This is a genomic window from Psychromonas ossibalaenae ATCC BAA-1528 (assembly GCF_000381745.1).
GTDB lineage: Bacteria > Pseudomonadota > Gammaproteobacteria > Enterobacterales > Psychromonadaceae > Psychromonas > Psychromonas ossibalaenae.
Window position 1 is genome coordinate 18,813 of sequence record NZ_KB907022.1, and the last position, 17,679, is coordinate 36,491.

Annotated in this window: 16 protein-coding genes; 13 read left to right on the top strand and 3 right to left on the bottom strand. The window is 42.9% G+C overall.

The window, feature by feature from the left end; all coding sequences use genetic code 11:
• Window positions 1-91: 91 nt before the first annotated feature.
• The 4 genes from G327_RS0119865 to G327_RS26640 are packed head-to-tail and all read left to right on the top strand — an operon-like array spanning window position 92 to window position 4,413.
• A complete protein-coding gene (locus tag G327_RS0119865; RefSeq protein WP_157601208.1) occupies window positions 92-3,313 on the top strand; it encodes an EAL domain-containing protein in 3,222 nt (1,073 codons plus the stop codon).
• Window positions 3,313-4,074, top strand: a complete 762-nt coding sequence (locus G327_RS0119870; RefSeq protein ID WP_019616562.1) for a class I SAM-dependent methyltransferase — start codon at window positions 3,313-3,315, stop codon at window positions 4,072-4,074. The genes G327_RS0119865 and G327_RS0119870 overlap by 1 nt, the downstream gene beginning before the upstream one ends.
• Window positions 4,075-4,224, top strand: coding sequence for a class I SAM-dependent methyltransferase (locus G327_RS26635; protein WP_019616563.1), 150 nt, complete (start codon window positions 4,075-4,077; stop codon window positions 4,222-4,224).
• A gap of 51 nt (window positions 4,225-4,275) precedes the next feature.
• Window positions 4,276-4,413, top strand: a complete 138-nt coding sequence (locus G327_RS26640) for a class I SAM-dependent methyltransferase (RefSeq protein ID WP_425413799.1) — start codon at window positions 4,276-4,278, stop codon at window positions 4,411-4,413.
• A 40-nt stretch (window positions 4,414-4,453) separates the two neighbouring features.
• Here the strand turns inward: G327_RS26640 and G327_RS0119880 are convergent, their stop codons facing one another.
• The 3 genes from G327_RS0119880 to G327_RS0119890 all read right to left on the bottom strand — a co-directional run bounded on the left by G327_RS0119880 (window position 4,454) and on the right by G327_RS0119890 (window position 8,139).
• Window positions 4,454-5,590 carry a glycerate kinase gene (locus G327_RS0119880; protein ID WP_019616564.1) on the bottom strand — a complete coding sequence of 379 codons (1,137 nt, stop codon included), beginning with the start codon at window positions 5,588-5,590 and terminating at the stop codon, window positions 4,454-4,456.
• Window positions 5,591-5,601: 11 nt separating this feature from the next.
• The gene (locus G327_RS0119885; RefSeq protein ID WP_019616565.1) at window positions 5,602-6,867 is read right to left on the bottom strand and encodes a GntP family permease; all 1,266 of its coding nucleotides are present in this window, start codon (window positions 6,865-6,867) and stop codon (window positions 5,602-5,604) included.
• A gap of 132 nt (window positions 6,868-6,999) precedes the next feature.
• A complete protein-coding gene (locus G327_RS0119890; protein WP_026339460.1) occupies window positions 7,000-8,139 on the bottom strand; it encodes a sugar diacid recognition domain-containing protein in 1,140 nt (379 codons plus the stop codon).
• Between the two features lie 266 nt (window positions 8,140-8,405).
• Here G327_RS0119890 and cysD point away from each other — a divergent pair, with 266 nt between their 5' ends.
• From cysD to G327_RS0119935, 9 genes are all read left to right on the top strand, one after another.
• Entirely contained in the window at window positions 8,406-9,314 is a 909-nt protein-coding gene (gene cysD / locus G327_RS0119895) for a sulfate adenylyltransferase subunit CysD (protein ID WP_019616567.1), read from the top strand.
• A gap of 53 nt (window positions 9,315-9,367) precedes the next feature.
• Complete coding sequence (cysN, locus tag G327_RS0119900) at window positions 9,368-10,804, top strand: sulfate adenylyltransferase subunit CysN (RefSeq protein ID WP_019616568.1); 1,437 nt, start codon at window positions 9,368-9,370, stop codon at window positions 10,802-10,804.
• A gap of 10 nt (window positions 10,805-10,814) precedes the next feature.
• Window positions 10,815-12,539, top strand: a complete 1,725-nt coding sequence (locus G327_RS0119905; RefSeq protein ID WP_019616569.1) for an SLC13 family permease — start codon at window positions 10,815-10,817, stop codon at window positions 12,537-12,539.
• 25 nt (window positions 12,540-12,564) lie between these two features.
• Complete coding sequence (gene cysC, locus G327_RS0119910) at window positions 12,565-13,185, top strand: adenylyl-sulfate kinase (RefSeq protein WP_019616570.1); 621 nt, start codon at window positions 12,565-12,567, stop codon at window positions 13,183-13,185.
• A complete protein-coding gene (gene cysQ, locus G327_RS0119915) occupies window positions 13,178-13,960 on the top strand; it encodes a 3'(2'),5'-bisphosphate nucleotidase CysQ (protein WP_019616571.1) in 783 nt (260 codons plus the stop codon). Before cysC ends, cysQ begins: the two co-directional genes overlap by 8 nt.
• Before the next feature lie 25 nt (window positions 13,961-13,985).
• Complete coding sequence (locus G327_RS0119920; RefSeq protein WP_019616572.1) at window positions 13,986-14,327, top strand: hypothetical protein; 342 nt, start codon at window positions 13,986-13,988, stop codon at window positions 14,325-14,327.
• Between the two features lie 77 nt (window positions 14,328-14,404).
• On the top strand, window positions 14,405-15,322 hold the full coding sequence (locus G327_RS0119925) for a manganese-dependent inorganic pyrophosphatase (RefSeq protein ID WP_019616573.1): 918 nt from the start codon (window positions 14,405-14,407) through the stop codon (window positions 15,320-15,322).
• A gap of 130 nt (window positions 15,323-15,452) precedes the next feature.
• The gene (mpl, locus tag G327_RS0119930) at window positions 15,453-16,799 is read left to right on the top strand and encodes a UDP-N-acetylmuramate:L-alanyl-gamma-D-glutamyl-meso-diaminopimelate ligase (protein ID WP_019616574.1); all 1,347 of its coding nucleotides are present in this window, start codon (window positions 15,453-15,455) and stop codon (window positions 16,797-16,799) included.
• 2 nt (window positions 16,800-16,801) lie between these two features.
• Window positions 16,802-17,407 (top strand): UbiX family flavin prenyltransferase, encoded by a 606-nt coding sequence (locus G327_RS0119935; RefSeq protein WP_019616575.1) that lies wholly within the window; start codon window positions 16,802-16,804, stop codon window positions 17,405-17,407.
• Window positions 17,408-17,679: the final 272 nt, after the last annotated feature.

Consider the following 17,679-nt stretch of genomic DNA (forward strand, 5'->3'; position numbering starts at 1 on the left):
CAGATCCCGGCAGCAAAGCTATGTTTTTTATCCGCATTTTCAAGTTGTCAGTCTGTCTGTTTATCAAAAAAACATTATACTGGGAAGAGTATTGGCTGACTTCATGGATGAATCTGATTTGTTTAACTTCTATTATTCCCGTTATATCAGGGCTGCGTTATTACTCTGCTTTTTACTGACCTGTTCAACAAGTCTGTCTGCGGCTGCCTCTGAGGTACTCGTCTTACATTCCGGCTACCAGGGTAATCAATGGACTCGCCATATTCAAGACGGTATAGAGGCGCAGTTTGAAGATGAAAATATTTCTCTGTATGTTTCTTACTTAGACAGTTATCAAGTGCTGAATGAGAAGGAATTAGCGCTGTCAGTTGATTATTTTTCACGAAAATTTGCATCACGAGATTTTGATGCGGTTATTGTCAGCGGCGATAATGCCCTGAAGCTGGTGCAGCGTTATGCGGAGCGCTTGTTTGCAGATGCACCCATTATATTTACCGGTATTAAACGTAATAAAAAATCACTGCTTAACTTCACCCATAAAATATCCGGGGTTATTGAATCTGAAAATATTCTCGGTACTGTTTTACTATCATTATCTCTGTTTCCGGAAGCGCATTCTGTTTATATCGTGACGGGCAACTCGCGTGAAAGCAAAGTCATTAATAAAAAAATTGCTAAATTTTCTCAGCAGCTGACCCAGAATGTCATTACTTTTAATGATGAAACCGAAGTTTCACTGAAACAGAAAATCAGTAAGCTCCCGGAAAATGCGGTTTTAATCTTTGATGATTTTTCCAGAGATCGCAACGGTCTGTTTGTAAACCGCGGGCGCATCCTGAAGTCAATTGTCGGCGTATCAAAGGCACCGTTGTTTGTGCTCAAGAAACATGATCTGCAGCTCGGTGTTTTAGGCGGGCTGGTGATCAGCGGTTTTAATCAGGGAAAATCGGCGGCAGCTAAAGTCTTGGAACTGCTGCGGGGAGTACCTATTGAAGCGTTACCCGTCGAAGTTAATGTTACTGAACAGTACCTGTTTCAGTACCCGGAGATGCTCCGCTGGAATATTAAAAAAACGGATATACCCAGTGCCAGTCTAATATTAAACGAACCGGTGGACCAGCAGCCTATTACCGCTACATTTATCTTTGCACTTGTGATTGGTTTATTAGTTATTCTTTTTTCTCTGCTTCAGTGGTGGAAAATACTACAGCTGAAACGCCAGGAAGCGCTGCTTACGGAGAGAAATAAACGTATTGATCATCTTTTTAATATTTCCTGCGATTATGTTTTTATTCTGGATCTGCTGGGTAATGTTAAAAAAGTAAATCAGACGGCCTTAGCCTTTATTGATAAGGAGCTGTCTCAAGTTAAAGATGCCGCGCTTTGGGAAACCCCCTGGTGGAAAGGTAACCCGGACAGCCAGAAGAGAATTAAATCAGGAATAGGCATTGCGCGCACGGGCAGTGAGGCCCGTTTTGAATGCGCTCTTATTGATAAACAAGAAAAAACATACTGCTTTGACATAGCTCTCCAGGCGCTGAGAAATCCTCAGTATAATAATGAAATATCCGAAATTGTCGTTGAGGCTCGTGATATCAGTGAAATAAAAAGCGCTGAAGAAGAAATTAGGAAAGCCAATAAACGCTCAAACTTATTATTAGATGAAAGCCCGTCAATGCTGCTGATGCTCAATGCTCAGGGGCTGATATTAACCTGTAATAAATATGGGTGTAACTTATTAGGTTACGAGGACGGTGAACTGATCGGCCGAAATATCGTGACACTTTATGCACAGCTGGTAAATATCACGGATCTTAAGGAGTATCTGGAGCACTGCAGTAACAGCTGCGGTATGCTTTTATCCCGGGAGATTTCGTATTTAACTAAAACAGGGAGGAAAGTGTGGATTAATGAACGGGTCAGAAAAATAGCCGAACATGATCAGTACTTCCTCGTTTGTGAAAATATTACCGAGCGTTACGAACTTTCTAAAGAATTATCCTACCGTGCCTCGCATGATTATCTGACCGGCCTTAAAAACCGTCTGTTTTTTGAAAGTGAATTGGATAAGTCTTTAAAAGAACTCTCCTATCAGGGCGCCCCTTATAGTCTAATGTATCTAGATATGGATAAATTTAAAATTATCAATGATACCTGTGGACACCAGGCTGGTGATGAGGTGTTACGTCAGATCGCGAATTTGTTAACCGAAAATGTTTCAACTAACTCCCTTGTTGCCCGCTTAGGCGGCGATGAATTTGCGGTTATCATGCCTCATACTGAGCTGCCGGAGGCTGAAAAAACTGCGCTGCGTATTATCAATGCGGTCAGTAAGCATTGTTTCATCTGGGATGAGCATCATTTCACTCTCGGGCTTAGCATTGGTTTAGCGCAGTTAACGAACTCGGGACGCGGCGGGGTGCACGCACTGAGCTGTGTGGACAGTGCCTGTTATACCGCTAAGCAGTCCGGACGTAACCGCATTCATATCTATGAAGAAGATAAGCAGGAAGAGCTGCGTCGTGAAGAGGTTGTCTGGGTTAATAAAGTACAGGACGCGCTGCGTGATGAAGCCCGTTTTTGTCTGTATGCACAGTTAATTAAACCGGTCGACGGTGATGATGACTACCTGCATTATGAAATTTTAACGCGTATGATCGATGAACACGGCTGCTTAGCGCCGCCTGATAAGTTTATTCCTGTCGCTGAAATTTATAACCTTGCTGATAAAATAGACATGATCATTATTACTAAAACATTATCCTGGTTACGTAATCACCCTGAACATGTGCTGAGATTAAATATGTGTTCAATAAATTTATCCGGACAGTCGATCGGCGATCCGAAATTTATTGACGATCTTGTGGAAATACTGATTAACTGCTCACTGCCGTTGGAAAAACTGTGTTTTGAAATAACTGAAACTGTTGCTATCGGTAATTTTAGTCATGCCTCTAAACTTATTCAGGCACTAAAAAAACTGGGCTGTAAATTAGCACTGGATGATTTTGGTACAGGTTTATCTTCATTTGGTTATTTAAAACAGTTAAATGTTGATTATTTAAAAATTGACGGTGTATTTGTAAAAGATATGGCCAATGATGAGCATGATTTTGGTATTGTGCGCACTATTAATGAATTGAGCCATTTGTTTGGTAAAAAGACGATTGCAGAATATGTTGAGGATGAAGTAATTATCGATAAATTAAAAGAGATCGGCGTGGATTATGCGCAGGGATATCACCTTGGCAAACCGGTACCGATTGATATGATGGCGCTATTATCAAATACTATGACAGAGGGTGAACTGTAGTGGATATTCCATTAATTTGTAATGACTCCGCGTTAAGTGCTAAAGCAAAATTATTACGTGAGAAGTGGGGGTTTTTAAGCACCAGCAGTGATAACTTTCAATTACACCTTTTACCTGAGTATCTGGCACTTGAGCAGAAAGACGACCCTAAACAAGGGCTGGTTTTTGTTGATTTTGTCTCCGGTGCAGCGGCTCACCGGCGAAAGTTCGGCGGTGGAAAAGGCCAGGCAATTGCCAAGGCTGTCGGCTTGAAAGCCGGTGTACAGATTGAAGTGATAGATGCAACAGCAGGACTTGGCCGCGATGCATTTGTTTTAGCTTCGTTAGGCTGCTGCGTCTCTATGGTTGAGCGTTCACCTGTGGCTGCTGCTTTACTGGCTGACGGTTTAGAGCGGGCCTATTTAAATTTTGAAATAGGTGAGTGGATGCAGCAGCGCATGCGTCTACATTTTGGTTCAGGTTATGAGTATCTTAAGTCTCATCAGACCGATGTTGTTTACCTAGACCCTATGTTTCCGCATAAAAAGAAGTCTGCTTTAGTAAAAAAAGAGATGCGTGTTTTTCAGGGCGTCGTGGGGGCGGATCTTGATGCCGATGATCTGCTGGAAGTTGCGTTAAATGCGGCACGCTATCGTGTGGTGGTTAAGCGCCCGGATTACGCTCCGTTTTTAAGTGATAAAAAACCAAGCATGAGCATAAAAACTAAGAAAAATCGTTTTGATGTTTATGTTAAACAGGCGATACCGCAGACTAAAAGCTGATTGTGTTTAGTTGAAAATGCTCTGCAAAGATACCGTGTGGTGGTTAAGCGTCCGGATTACGCTCCGTTTTTAAGTGATAAAAAACCAAGCATGAGCATAAAAACTAAGCAAAATCGTTTTGATGTTTATGTTAAACAGGCGATACCGTAGACTAAAAGCTGATTGTGTTTAGTTGAAAATGCTCTGCAAAGATACCGTGTGGTGGTTAAGCGCCCGGATTACGCTCCGTTTTTAAGTGACAAAAAACCAAGCATGAGCATAAAAACTAAGCAAAATCGTTTGATGTTTATGTTAAACAGGCGATACCGCAGACTAAAATCTGATTGTGAAACAAGTTGAAAAATAAAGGCCTGCAGAGATGCAGGCTTTTTGATAAATACTATTTCAGTTTAAGCATTAATAATGCTGCGATATTGCGTGCGGTCATTTCAACATTAACAGCTGCATCACGAAAGGCTTGTTCGAGAGAGACTGCACCGGGAACAACGCTGAATACACTGTCAAGACCATGCTCATGGACAACACCACAGTCAGTCGACAAAGATCCTGCAATACCGATAACCGGAATATTATGCTCTTTGGCAGCTCGAGCTACGCCGATAGGTGTTTTTCCATGAATGGTCTGACTGTCAATACGGCCTTCGCCTGTAATCACTAAATCAGCATCCGCAATCACTTCCCTTAAGTTAACAGCATCCATAACTATCTCAATGCCCGGACGCAGCTCTGCATCAAGCAGGCCTAATAGTGCAGCTCCCATTCCTCCGGCCGCACCTGCTCCAGGTGTGTCTTTTATATCCCGGCCGAGTTGTTCTTTAATGATATCAGCGTAATGAGCGAGATTTTTATCCAGTAGTTCAACCATTTCCGGAGCGGCGCCTTTCTGCGGTCCGAATATATGAGAAGCGCCTTTGGGGCCGCATAACGGGTTATCAACATCGCAGGCAACCTCTAATGTTACCTGTGCCAGACGCGGATCCAGGCCTGACATATCAATACTGGTCAGTTTATCTAGAGAGCCGCCCCCGTAGCTAAGTTCCCGGCCTTGTGAATCGAGCATTTTTATACCTAAAGCTTGAGCCATACCAATGCCGCCGTCATTAGTGGCGCTGCCGCCGATACCGACAATAATATGCTCGATACCTTTATCTAAGGCCGCTTTGATCAGTTCACCTGTGCCGTAGGTGGTGGTGAGTAGCGGGTTGCGCTGCTCAGGAGTGACTAAATGTAATCCTGATGCGGCCGCCATTTCGATAACAGCTGTTTTTCCGTCGCCCATTAGACCGTAAAATGCTTCAACTGGCTGACCAAGCGGACCGCTTACCGCACAGTTGTTAATGCCGCCGCCGCTGGCGTCAACTAATGACTGTACTGTGCCTTCACCACCGTCAGCCATAGGTAATTTATGAAACTCAGCCTGCGGCATAACTTGTTTAAAACCTGCTTCAATAGCACAAGCCGCCTGCATTGCTGTTAAGCTTTCTTTATATGAATCGGGAGCGATAATAATTTTCATAATAATTTCCTTTAAACAAATAGGCCGAATACACCGAAGATAAGGGTTGAAACCACTGCAATCATAAGACCAACAGCTGATTCATAGGGAACAAGCTTTAGACGCTCTTTAATATCCATGTGAACAGCACCGCCGGTGGCGTGGAAGAAACTGCCGTGAGGCATATGATCCAGTACAGTTGCACCGGCATGAATCATTGCCGCGCCGGCAAGTGCAGGAACACCTAACTCAAGAATGGTATGACTGAAGACGCTGGCGGCCACAGCCGTACCTGCTGTGGTGGAGGCTGTTGCTAAGGCCATCATAGATCCGGAAATAGGCGCAAGCAGGTAAGAGGGTAGACCGGATGCGGTTAGTATGTCGATTAACCCGGATTTCAAACCCGAATTGGCGATAATGCCGGCTAAGGTACCAGTACCAAGGAGCATAACAGCAACGGGCGCCATACGGCTTAAACCTAAAACGGCAAAGCGGTTTACATCACGAAAACGACCCATTACAACCGCACCCAGCAGTCCGCCTAAGGGCAGGGCAATAAGGGGATCAACATTAATACCCGCAATAGGGCGAAGTGCCAGCAGTGAAATTGCCACTAGCGGCGCAACAATGGCAGGGCCGAAGTTCGGCAGACTGGAATGATCAACCGCGTGTACTTCATGGGCTTGAACTTTTGTGCCTTTATTAACCAGCTTTTTAGCAATAAAGTAAGCCAGTGTCATGCCGCATAAACCTGGAATAATACCGGCCGCCATCACTGAGGTCAGCGGTACATTAAATGCGTCGGCGGCTGCAATGGCATTGGGGTTGGGTGACATGACATTACCCGCTTTACCGCCGCCGACCATGGCTAATAAGATAGCCATTTTGGAAAGATCTGCACGGCGCGCAATAGCTAAAGCAATAGGCGCAACGGTAATAACTGCAACATCAACAAAAACACCAACAGCGGTTAATATCATAGTGGCAATAGCAAGAGCCAGAAGCGCTCTGGTTTCCCCCACTTTTTTGATGATAGTCTCTGCGATAGAAGTGGCCGCCCCGGATTCGATCAGCACACCTGCTAATACCCCGGCCGCTAGAATCCGCAGAACAGCGGTGACAATCCCCTGCGCGCCGCCGATCATCAGGGTGATCGTTTCAGTTAGCGATACACCGCCGATAAGGCCGCCCACTAAGGCGCCGATAATCATGCCGTATGCCGGCGGTACTTGTTTTAATATCAGGTAAATAGCAACAATAAGTGCTGCCAGTGCCCCGAGTGTGGATACTTCTATCATCTGTGGCTCCGTTAATTATTTATTCGGAGCGTAAATTACGATAATACTGCCCAATAATCTTTAGACAGTTGAACAGATTATGGGAGATTTAGAGTGCTTAAATTGTGCGTCTGCACAGTTTTTTGGGCGTTTTTACTGATTTATAACTGCCAGATAAAGCCGGGTTTTTTCATCTATCTTGTTGATATCTAAACCTGTTTCAAGTTGTATTTTATCAAAGCGATAGCGCAGAGTGTTTCTATGTATATACAGTGTTTTACAGGTTTGCGCTATGTCACAGTTCTGCTTAAAAAATACGGTCAGGGTTTTAAGCAGTATTCCCTTGCTGTCATTTTTCTTTAACCGGGCAACAGGCTGGCATAACTGTTCGCAGCGCCAGGCATCCTGTTTTAATCCGTGAAACAAAACCGGCAGAATATTATCCTGATAAAATAAAACATTACCTCTACCGACTGCCGACTCCATGGTCGCTTTAGCGGTTTTGAATGATTTAGCTAAACCCTGCAGTGTCGGGAAATAGCAGCCCAGCGCAATACGTATGGTAAATGTTCCTTCGCTGTCAATGCGCTGCATTAACTGCTTAATACGCTTTTCTTCTAACTGCCGGGACCAGCCGTTCTCATTGAACGTTATTGGTTTTAATACCACTACCTCATTCATGGACACGGAGGCAATGGCCACAAGGTTGTCGCGTTCCGGGTATTCAAGCAGTTCAACTAATTTCTGCAGGTGCTCAAGCGACAGGTGCTCACCGCTAAAAGAGTCAACCTTGACAACGGCCGCAATGCGGGGCTGAGAAAGATCTAAATCTAATCTTTCTGCAATTGATTCAAGCTGCGCTTCATTTAACTGTGTTCCTTGAATCAGCTGCAGCACCAGTTCTTCGCGGTGACGTTTGTTCCATTGAAACTGGGTAGTTAATGCTGACTGCTCAATAATCAGCTCGGCGGTCATTTTGACCAGTTCACCATAATTGCGCACTTGCGCAGGATCACCGGAGATACCAACGACACCGATCACCTTATGCTGGAAAATAACCGGCAGATTAATACCTGGTTTTACCCCGCGCAGCTGTTTTGCGGTTGCTTTGTCTATCTCAACAATGCGGTTTTCATTAATTGCCAGTACAGCGCCTTCATGGCGGCAGCCGATACGCGAAGGATCGCCGGATCCGATAATAATGCCGTGTTCATTGATGACATTGACAGAGTGTTTAATGATTTTCATGCTTCGCTTTACAATCTGTTTCGCGATGGAGTTTGTTAATTGCATTTTATGTTATCTCGGCAGTAGAGCTGGAAGTATGCTGATATTGACCATATTAACGGTCTCGGGTACAGGGGAGCTACGACTTTATTATAAATTTTTGCAGCTCGTTTAAAATACCGGCTGGTCTGCAAATAAGCCTTACGGCGGCTTTGTTAACTTTTTGTTATTCCTTTTCTGTATAAAAAATCTCTTTTAGGTATTTCTCTTGTTATAAGCAGACCTCTATAGTTTTAACCCTAATCAAGGCACATTGCTTAATGGAGAAACAAATGAGCTCAGAAAGGTTAACTCACTTACAACAGTTAGAGGCTGAAAGTATTCATATTATCCGTGAAGTTGCGGCTGAATTTGACAACCCGGTTATGATGTATTCAGTGGGCAAGGATTCCGCTGTTATGTTACACCTTGCGCGTAAAGCTTTTTATCCGGGCAAAATTCCCTTCCCATTAATGCATGTTGATACAAACTGGAAATTCAAAGAGATGATTGCGTTCCGTGATCATATGGCTGAGAAATATGGTTTTGATCTGTTGGTGCATAAAAACCCAGACGGTCTGGCAATGAATATTAACCCTTTTGTTCACGGCAGCTCAACGCATACCGATATTATGAAAACTCAGGGGTTGAAGCAGGCATTAAATAAATGGAAATTTGATGCGGCTTTCGGCGGGGCGCGTCGTGATGAAGAAAAATCCCGTGCTAAAGAACGTGTTTACTCTTTTCGAGATAAAAACCACCGCTGGGAGCCGAAAAGTCAGCGCCCGGAACTGTGGAATACCTACAACGGTCAGGTAAATCAGGGGGAGAGTATTCGTGTATTTCCACTTTCTAACTGGACTGAGCTGGATATCTGGCAGTACATCTATCAGGAAAATATCGATATTGTGCCGCTTTATTTTGCCAAAGTGCGCCCGGTTGTTGAACGTGACGGGGTAAAAATTATGGTTGATGATGATCGTTTTGAGCTTCAGCCGGGCGAAAAAATTAAGCAGGAAAAAGTACGTTTTAGAACATTAGGCTGTTACCCGTTAACCGGGGCTATCAACTCTGATGCTGAAACCTTACCGGAAATTATTGAAGAGATGCTGATTGCAACAACCAGTGAGCGGGAAGGACGGTTAATCGATTCAGATCAGGCTGCTTCGATGGAGCTTAAAAAGCGTGAAGGTTATTTTTAAAGGGAATAAAAACCTCAACTTTTTTTGAACAGTTAAATTTTAAGGTAAATAAAATGAATTCAGTAATTTCAGCAGAAATAAAAGATAAAGGTATTGAACAGTACCTGACTGACCAGCAGCATAAAAGCCTATTGCGCCTGTTAACCTGCGGCAGTGTGGATGACGGTAAGAGTACCTTAATCGGTCGTTTATTACATGACTCTCACCAGATTTATGAAGATCAGTTAGCGTCGCTTCACTCTGACAGTCAGAAGTCAGGTACTACAGGTAATAGTGTTGATTTAGCACTGTTAGTGGACGGCTTAGCGGCTGAGCGTGAGCAGGGCATTACCATTGATGTTGCATACCGTTATTTCTCAACGGAAAAACGTAAATTTATTATTGCAGATACCCCTGGACATGAACAGTACACTCGTAATATGGCAACGGGTGCTTCAACCTGTAATCTGGCGGTTATCTTAATCGATGCGCGTTACGGTGTATTAACACAGACTAAACGTCATAGCTTTATTGCTTCATTGCTGGGCATTAAACATTTTGTGGTTGCTGTAAATAAAATGGATCTGGTGGATTTCTCGCAGGCCCGTTATGAAGAAATCAAAGAAAGTTATTTAGAATTTGCACGGGGACTGGAAAACGGCACGGATGATCGTTTAATTGATTTTGTGCCGCTTTCTGCTTTAAACGGCGACAATGTCGTAAATGAAAGTGAATTTACGCCCTGGTATACTGACGGTTCGTTATTATCGATTTTAGAAAGTGCTCCGATTAAAGCCGCTAATCGAGAGCAGCCGTTCCGCTTACCTGTGCAGTATGTTAACCGCCCCAATTTAGACTTCCGAGGTTTCAGCGGTACCATTGCCGCCGGTACGGTAAAAGTGGGCGACAGCGTGATATCAATGCCTTCAGGTAAAAGCTCAACGGTGAAATCACTGGTAACCTTTGACGGCGAGCTGGATCAGGCTTTTGCAGATCAGGCGATTACTTTAACTTTGAATGATGAAATTGATGTCAGCCGTGGGGATCTGTTAGCAGTCTCTTCAAGCCCGGCACAGCTGAGTAACCGTTTCAAAGCCGATATTGTCTGGATGGGTGAAGATAAGCTTAAACCAGGTCAGCAGTATGATATTAAAGTCGCCGCCAAGAAAACTACCGGCTCAATTGAAGCTATTGATTTTAAAGTTGATGTTAATACGCTGGAAAAATCACCCGCAGATTCGCTGGCTTTAAATGAAATTGCCTCCTGTGAAGTACTGTTAACTGAAAAAGTGGTTTTTGACCTTTATAAAGAAGTCATGGCAACGGGCAGCTTTATTATTATTGACCGCCTCACTAACGTGACGATTGGTGCGGGTATGATCACCGAAGTTTTGTCAGAAGTGCAGGTAAAACATGAATACAGTGAGTTTGAATTAGCATTCAATCAGCTGGTACGTCAGCATTTTCCGCACTGGCAGGCACTGGATCTAAACCAGTTAGCTAAAAAGTAGGTGTAGGATAATGACATCAGTTCAGGGGCTTGTTTTAACAATTTTGCTGGCTTTAGTGGTGTTATTAATCACCACTAAAATAAAACCTGCATTACTTTTTGTCGGCGCATTATTAATCTGCTATCTCGGCGGCTTAATAGAGGTGCCTGAACTGATGAAAAATTTTGCCAATGAATCATTATTAACTTTGGTGTTGTTGATGATGATTTCCGGCGCACTAGAAAAAACCCGTTTAATTGCTCTAATTAGTCACTGTTTTTCTAAAGGCAGTTACACACAAGTTATTTTAAAGTTAAGTATATCAACGGCTTTTCTTTCCTCATTCATGAATAATACCGCGGTGGTGGCTTCCCTGATCAGCGCTGTTAAGCGTAATAATCAGCATGCACCGTCAAAACTGCTGATCCCGCTTTCTTATGCCGCTATCTGCGGCGGTACATTAACGCTGGTGGGTACTTCAACGAACTTGATTGTAAACAGTTTTGTTATTGAGAAAGGTTTACCCGCTCTGGGTTTTTTTGAGTTTTCCCTAGTAGGGCTGGCAGGTCTTGCTGCCGGTGTATTTGTACTGCTGACTTTCAGCCGTCTTTTACCGGATCGTCAGGATAATAACAGCGATCAGGCAAGCTATTTTTTAGAAGCGAAAGTAAATGTCGATTCACCACTGATCGATGTGAGTGTTTCTGAAAATAATCTGCGTAATTTACAGCAGCTGTATCTGGCTGAAATTGTGCGGGAGGGAGAAAAAATATGTCCGGTCTGTCCCAATGAGATTATTCGAGAAAAAGACCGCTTAATGTTCTGCGGTGATGTTAACAGTGTTGGTGTACTGCAGGACTTTCAAGGTTTAGACTTGTTTGCTGAACATCAGTTAAACGGGCAGAATTTAGTCGAAGTCATTATAAGCCCATCAGCAGGTATTACCGGAAAAACCCTTAAAGAATGCCGCTTCCGAGAAAATTTTGATGCTGTAGTAGTGGCCATTCGTCGAGGTCATACCCCGCTTGAAGGCGGGCTGGGTAAAGTAGAACTGCGTGAAGGTGATACTTTATTGCTTGCTCCCGGAAAAAGTTTTGAGAAAAATAAAAATTTAACCCGTAATTTTGTGGTAATAAGCGGTGTTGATGCCAGCACCCGCCTAGATATCACCCGCAGTTGTGGGGTGATTTTAGGTTTTTTAACTGTGGTGCTGTTAGCTGTTTTCAATCTGGTGCCTCTATTTAAAGGCTTACTGATTTTACTCGTAGTGTCATTATTGATGGGCGCTTTGAGCTGGACTGAAGTACGTCGTCGTTTTCCCTTGGAGATCTGGGCGATTGTCGGGGCTGCGCTGTCATTAGCGCATCTTATGACCAGTACAGGTTTGGCTGATGTTTTAGGTCGTTATTTGCAGCTGCAGTTAAATGGTTTTGGTGTATTAGGGGCATTTATTGCCATTTATCTAGTGACGCTGCTGTTAACTGAGTTGATTACCAATAATGCGGCCGCCGCATTAGCATTCCCGATTGCCTACAGTCTGGCGTTGGCTTATGACGTCAGTATTATGCCGTTCATCATGGCGGTGATTTTCGGCTCTAGCGCTAGTTTTATTTCCCCCTATGGTTATCAGACAAATTTAATGGTTTACAGTGCAGGAGATTATGAATTTAAAGATTACCTGAAAATGGGCATTCCTATGTCCATTATCTATTCCGCGGTGGTATTGTTTACGATTCCGCAGTTGTTCCCTTTTTAGTTTTTTTAAATTTTAGAGTCTTGTTATGTCTATTGATAATGCAGTTATAAAGAACAATGAGAATATCGTCTGGCACGAACATGCAGTTGATAAAAAACAGCGCAGTGAACAGAAAAAACAGAGACCCTGTGTACTTTGGTTCACCGGTTTAAGCGGCTCTGGTAAATCAACTGTCGCCGGTGCAGTTGAGCAGGCTTTATTTGAGCTCGGCGCACATACCTATCTGCTTGATGGTGATAATGTACGCATGGGATTATGCAAAGGCCTGACTTTTAGTGATGCGGATCGTAAAGAAAATATCCGCCGTATTGGTGAAGTGGCTAAATTAATGGCTGATGCAGGATTGATTGTATTAACGGCATTTATCTCTCCACACCGGATCGATCGTGATCAAGTGCGTGAATTATTGCCGCAAGCTGAGTTTATTGAAGTTTTTGTGGATACACCGCTGGCAATTTGCGAACAGCGTGATCCAAAAGGTTTATATAAAAAAGCCCGTGCAGGAGAGATCAAAAATTTCACGGGTATTGATAGTGTTTATGAAGCACCGGAGTCTGCTGAAATTCGTGTTGAAAATGGTGACCAGCCTTTATCGGAAGCGGTAAATATCATTATTAATTACTTAAGAGAAAATGGTTATGTCTAAAATAGAAATTATTACTTTTGATGAACAGTCGGTTGTGGAAGGGATTTGTAAAATTGCACGCACTGCCGGTGAGAAAATTTTAGATATTTATCAGCGTGATTTTGATATTCACATTAAAGCGGATAGTTCGCCGTTAACTGAAGCTGACTTAGCCGCCCATCAGATTATTGCTGCTGGACTTGCAGAATTAACCCCTGATATTCCAGTCTTATCTGAAGAAGATGCAGATATAGACTGGTCTGTGCGTCAGACCTGGAAGCAGTTCTGGTTAGTAGATCCTCTCGACGGAACCAAAGAATTTATCAATAGAAACGGTGAGTTCACTGTTAATATTGCCCTGATTGAAGAAGGGCGTCCGGCTTTGGCTGTTGTTTATGCTCCGGTATTAGGTAAGTTATATTTTACCGATAAACAGCATGCTTATTTAACCACGGCAGAAAAAGCCAATATTCGCCTGCAGGTGGAGAAACCAACTGACACTCTAAAAGTGGTCGGAAGTCGTTCACACCCAAGCCCGGATCTGGCTGAATATCTACAAAAGCTTGGTAAGCATGAGATGGTTGCGGTCGGCAGCTCATTAAAGTTCTGCTTAATTGCAGAAGGCTCTGCGAATATTTATCCGCGTTTAGGCCCGACAATGGAATGGGATACCGGTGCGGGTCATTGTGTTGCTGAAAAAGCCGGTGCAGTTGTTTGTAATTTAGACGGTCAGGCTTTACGCTATAACCAGAAAGAGAGTCTGCTCAATCCCTATTTTGAGGTTAAGGCTCTCTGAACCTGAGTTTAATTAGGAGAGTTTTATGCTGCTGCCAAGATTAATCGGTCTGTCTGTTTTATTATCTTTTTCTGTGAATGCAGGCAAGGTAACTATCGAAAAAAGTGATTCGCTTATCCGTAATGATCTTTTTGATCAAAAACGTCAAAGGGCAGAAGAGTATAAAGAGCGGGAAGATGAAAGAAATCGTAATAATGAAGCCTGGTCATATCGTCTTGCCCCTGGTTGTGGTTTATTAAGAAATCATTATCTTATTTATCGATGTGCGGACGGGCGTTATTTTAAAGGGTATGAAGACTTGGAGCATCAGCGTTATCGACAGCTTTCTGAGCAGGAAGTAAAAAAACTAAGCCACAGAAGCGAATAATTCCCTTTTAGACTTAATTCTTTTAGCTAGATCGGTTATTCTGCACGCAATGAATCAACTGCAAATTGGAAAGAAAAATGATTGTACTAGGACACCAAAACCCAGATTGTGATAGCTTATGTTCAGCTATCGGACTTGCTAGCTTATTTAATAAACTAGGTAAAGAAGCAACACCTGTTTTACAAGGTGAACCGAACCCGGAAGCATTATTCCTGCTTGAACAGTCAGGTCTACCTGAACCGGAAATCCGTACTTCTGTTGCCGGCGAAGAGATTTTCATTGTTGATTACTCTGACTGGAACCAGGGTACTGCAGATATGAAACAAGCAAAAATCCGCGGTATTGTAGATCATCACAAACTGGGTGATATCACTACATCAGAACCTCTTGAGTGCTGGATCTGGCCTGTAGGCTGCAGTGCAACAATCGTTTATAACATGTATAAATTCCATAATCAGACCCCAGATGCGCCGGTTGCAAAAATGATGATGGGCGCGATTATCTCTGATACGGTTAACTTCAAAGGCCCGACGACTACTGATATCGACAAAATAGCAGCTAAAGAGCTGGCTGAAATTGCCGGTGTTGCAGATTTAGAAGCTTTTGCTGATGCACAGTTTGATGCGAAATCAGATATCAAACATGTCGCCGCTTCTGAGCTTGTATTACGTGATCAGAAAGTATTTGAAATGGCCGGTGATAAATTAGCTATTGGTCAATTAGAGCTGACATCTCTTGAAACAGCATTCAGTAAAAAAACTGAGTTATTGGCTGAGATGGGCCACCTGCAGGCAGAAAATGGTTACCATTCAACAATCGTATTATTGACTGATATTAATAAGTTAGATACTACTGCACTGATTGTTAGTAAAGATGCCGATAAAGTAGCGGCAGCATTAAACAGCAGTGTCGTTGAGCATGCATTTGAACTGCCGGGTGTAGTAAGCCGTAAAAAACAGATCATCCCGTTCTTACAGGAAGCTTTTGAAGCTTAATATGTAAAACTTCAGTTAAAAGAACAATTAATTATAAAGGCGAGCATTGAAAATATGTTCGCCTTTTTTATTGTTCTGTAATAAGTTTCTTCCTTATATTAATTTTTCTCTTCTTCGCTATTGAGGTTTTATGCATATTCATATTCTCGGCATCTGCGGCACTTTTATGGGCGGTGTTGCTATTCTCGCTAAATCGTTAGGTTATAAAGTAACTGGCTCAGATAAAAATGTTTATCCGCCGATGAGTACACAGCTCGAAGAGCAGGGGATAGAACTTATTCAAGGCTTTGATCCCGGGCAGTTAGACTGTAAGCCGGATCTGGTGGTGATCGGTAATGCAATGAGCCGCGGCAACCCGTGTGTCGAGGCCGTTTTAGATAAACAAATTCCTTACACCTCTGGTCCGCAGTGGTTATTAGAGCATGTATTAAAAGACCGCTGGGTTCTGGCGGTTGCCGGTACACATGGAAAAACCTCGACATCAAGCATGCTGGCCTGGATTTTAGAATATGCCCATATGAAACCTGGTTTTTTAATCGGCGGTGTTCCGGAAAACTTCGGTCTGTCAGCAAGATTAGGTGAAACGCCGTTTTTTGTAATAGAAGCAGATGAATATGACAGTGCTTTTTTTGATAAACGTTCTAAGTTTGTGCATTACCACCCGCGCACCTTGGTATTAAATAATCTTGAATTTGATCATGCCGATATTTTTGATGACCTTAACGCGATTAAAAAACAGTTTCATCATCTGGTAAGAACGATTCCGGGCAGCGGGCGCATTATACTGCCGAATCAGGATGAGGCGTTAATGTCCGTTAAGCATATGGGCTGTTGGAGTGAGGTTGAATACCTTGGTGAAAACTGGTCATGTCAGAAAGTTAAACAAGACGGTACGCTGTTTGAAGTATTCCTGAATCAGGAAAAACAGGGTCAGGTAAACTGGCATTTAATGGGTGACCATAATGTTGATAATGCGCTCGGTGCTATTGCTGCTGCTCGCCATGTCGGCGTAACACCGGAAATCGCGATTGAAGCGTTAGCTGAATTTAAAAGCATTAAACGCCGTATGGAAGTTAAAGGTAAAGTTAATAATATTACTGTTTACGATGATTTCGCCCATCATCCTACTGCGATTAAAACCACGCTGGCTGGTTTACGTGCAAAAGTGGGTAATGAGAAAATCATCGCTGTATTAGAGCCAAGATCCAATACCATGAAGTTAGGTATCCATAAAGAAGCAGTAGTTAATGCGTTGGCCGAAGCGGATAGTGTGTATTGTTTTGAAAGTGAAAATATGAGCTGGTCGATACAGGAGTTGTTTGACGAGCAGGGAAAAGCGGTTGATATTTCGGATAGTATCGACATGCTGTGTCGTAAGTTAGTAGACAAAGCACAGCCTAATGATCATGTATTAATAATGAGTAACGGGGGTTTTGGTAATATTCACCATAAACTACTCGAAAAACTACAGGCATGAATATGTTTAAAAGCAAAGTAACATTAGCGGTAACCGGTGCTTCAGGCAGTGGATATTTTCTGCGCTTATTAAAAGCATTAGTTGAAGCTGATATGCAGATCTATCTGTTACTTTCTGATGCTGCAAAAATCGTTTTAAAGACTGAGGAAAATGAAGACTGGCCTGAAAAGGTAAGTGACTTAAATGCTTTTCTGCACAATCGATATCGTACAAAAGAGAAACAGATTGTCGCATTAACAGCTAAAGACTGGTTCTCACCGGTTGCTTCCGGGTCATCTGCACCGGATAAGATGATTATCTGCCCGTGCAGCTGCGGAACATTAGCGTCTATTGCTCAGGGCTTATCAAATAACTTAATTGAAAGATCTGCTGACGTGGTATTAAAAGAGCGCGGTCAGTTAATCGTGATGCCGAGAGAAACACCCTTCTCGACGATTCATCTGCGCAACATGCTGACTTTATCTGAATTAGGCGTAACAGTAATGCCGCTGGCACCGGGTTTTTATCACCAGCCGCAGACAATCACAGATTTACAGGACTTTATGGTTGCTCGGTTGATGGATCATTTAAAGGTTTCACATAATATCGGCAAAAGATGGTGTGAATAGTCTGTTTTAATCATTAAATACTAATAATTGCTTGTTTTGTGAACGTAAATATAAACGTTTTAATAAAGCGTAACTTTATGTTCATAAAACGCTTGCCAATGTTCGAGCAATCCCTATAATGCGACCCCACAGACACGGGGCGTCAGCCACATGTTTGTAAAATCCTTTAGAGGATTTGCTCTTTAACAATTTAATCAAACAATCTGTGTGGACATTCATTGTTGATGTGATTTCAAAAAATCAAAGACCTTACTTGTAAGGCAACATCAATA

Excerpts from the sequence above, each read along its gene's own strand:
- cysQ (WP_019616571.1), top strand. The coding sequence starts at position 13,178 with ATGTCTAAAATAGAAATTATTACTTTTGATGAACAGTCGGTTGTGGAA.
- G327_RS0119880 (WP_019616564.1), bottom strand. The coding sequence starts at position 5,590 with ATGAAAATTATTATCGCTCCCGATTCATATAAAGAAAGCTTAACAGCA.
- cysC (WP_019616570.1), top strand. The coding sequence starts at position 12,565 with ATGTCTATTGATAATGCAGTTATAAAGAACAATGAGAATATCGTCTGG.
- cysD (WP_019616567.1), top strand. The coding sequence starts at position 8,406 with ATGAGCTCAGAAAGGTTAACTCACTTACAACAGTTAGAGGCTGAAAGT.
- G327_RS0119905 (WP_019616569.1), top strand. The coding sequence starts at position 10,815 with ATGACATCAGTTCAGGGGCTTGTTTTAACAATTTTGCTGGCTTTAGTG.
- mpl (WP_019616574.1), top strand. The coding sequence starts at position 15,453 with ATGCATATTCATATTCTCGGCATCTGCGGCACTTTTATGGGCGGTGTT.
- cysN (WP_019616568.1), top strand. The coding sequence starts at position 9,368 with ATGAATTCAGTAATTTCAGCAGAAATAAAAGATAAAGGTATTGAACAG.
- G327_RS0119920 (WP_019616572.1), top strand. The coding sequence starts at position 13,986 with ATGCTGCTGCCAAGATTAATCGGTCTGTCTGTTTTATTATCTTTTTCT.
- G327_RS0119885 (WP_019616565.1), bottom strand. The coding sequence starts at position 6,867 with ATGATAGAAGTATCCACACTCGGGGCACTGGCAGCACTTATTGTTGCT.
- G327_RS0119890 (WP_026339460.1), bottom strand. The coding sequence starts at position 8,139 with ATGCAATTAACAAACTCCATCGCGAAACAGATTGTAAAGCGAAGCATG.
- G327_RS0119925 (WP_019616573.1), top strand. The coding sequence starts at position 14,405 with ATGATTGTACTAGGACACCAAAACCCAGATTGTGATAGCTTATGTTCA.
- G327_RS0119935 (WP_019616575.1), top strand. The coding sequence starts at position 16,802 with ATGTTTAAAAGCAAAGTAACATTAGCGGTAACCGGTGCTTCAGGCAGT.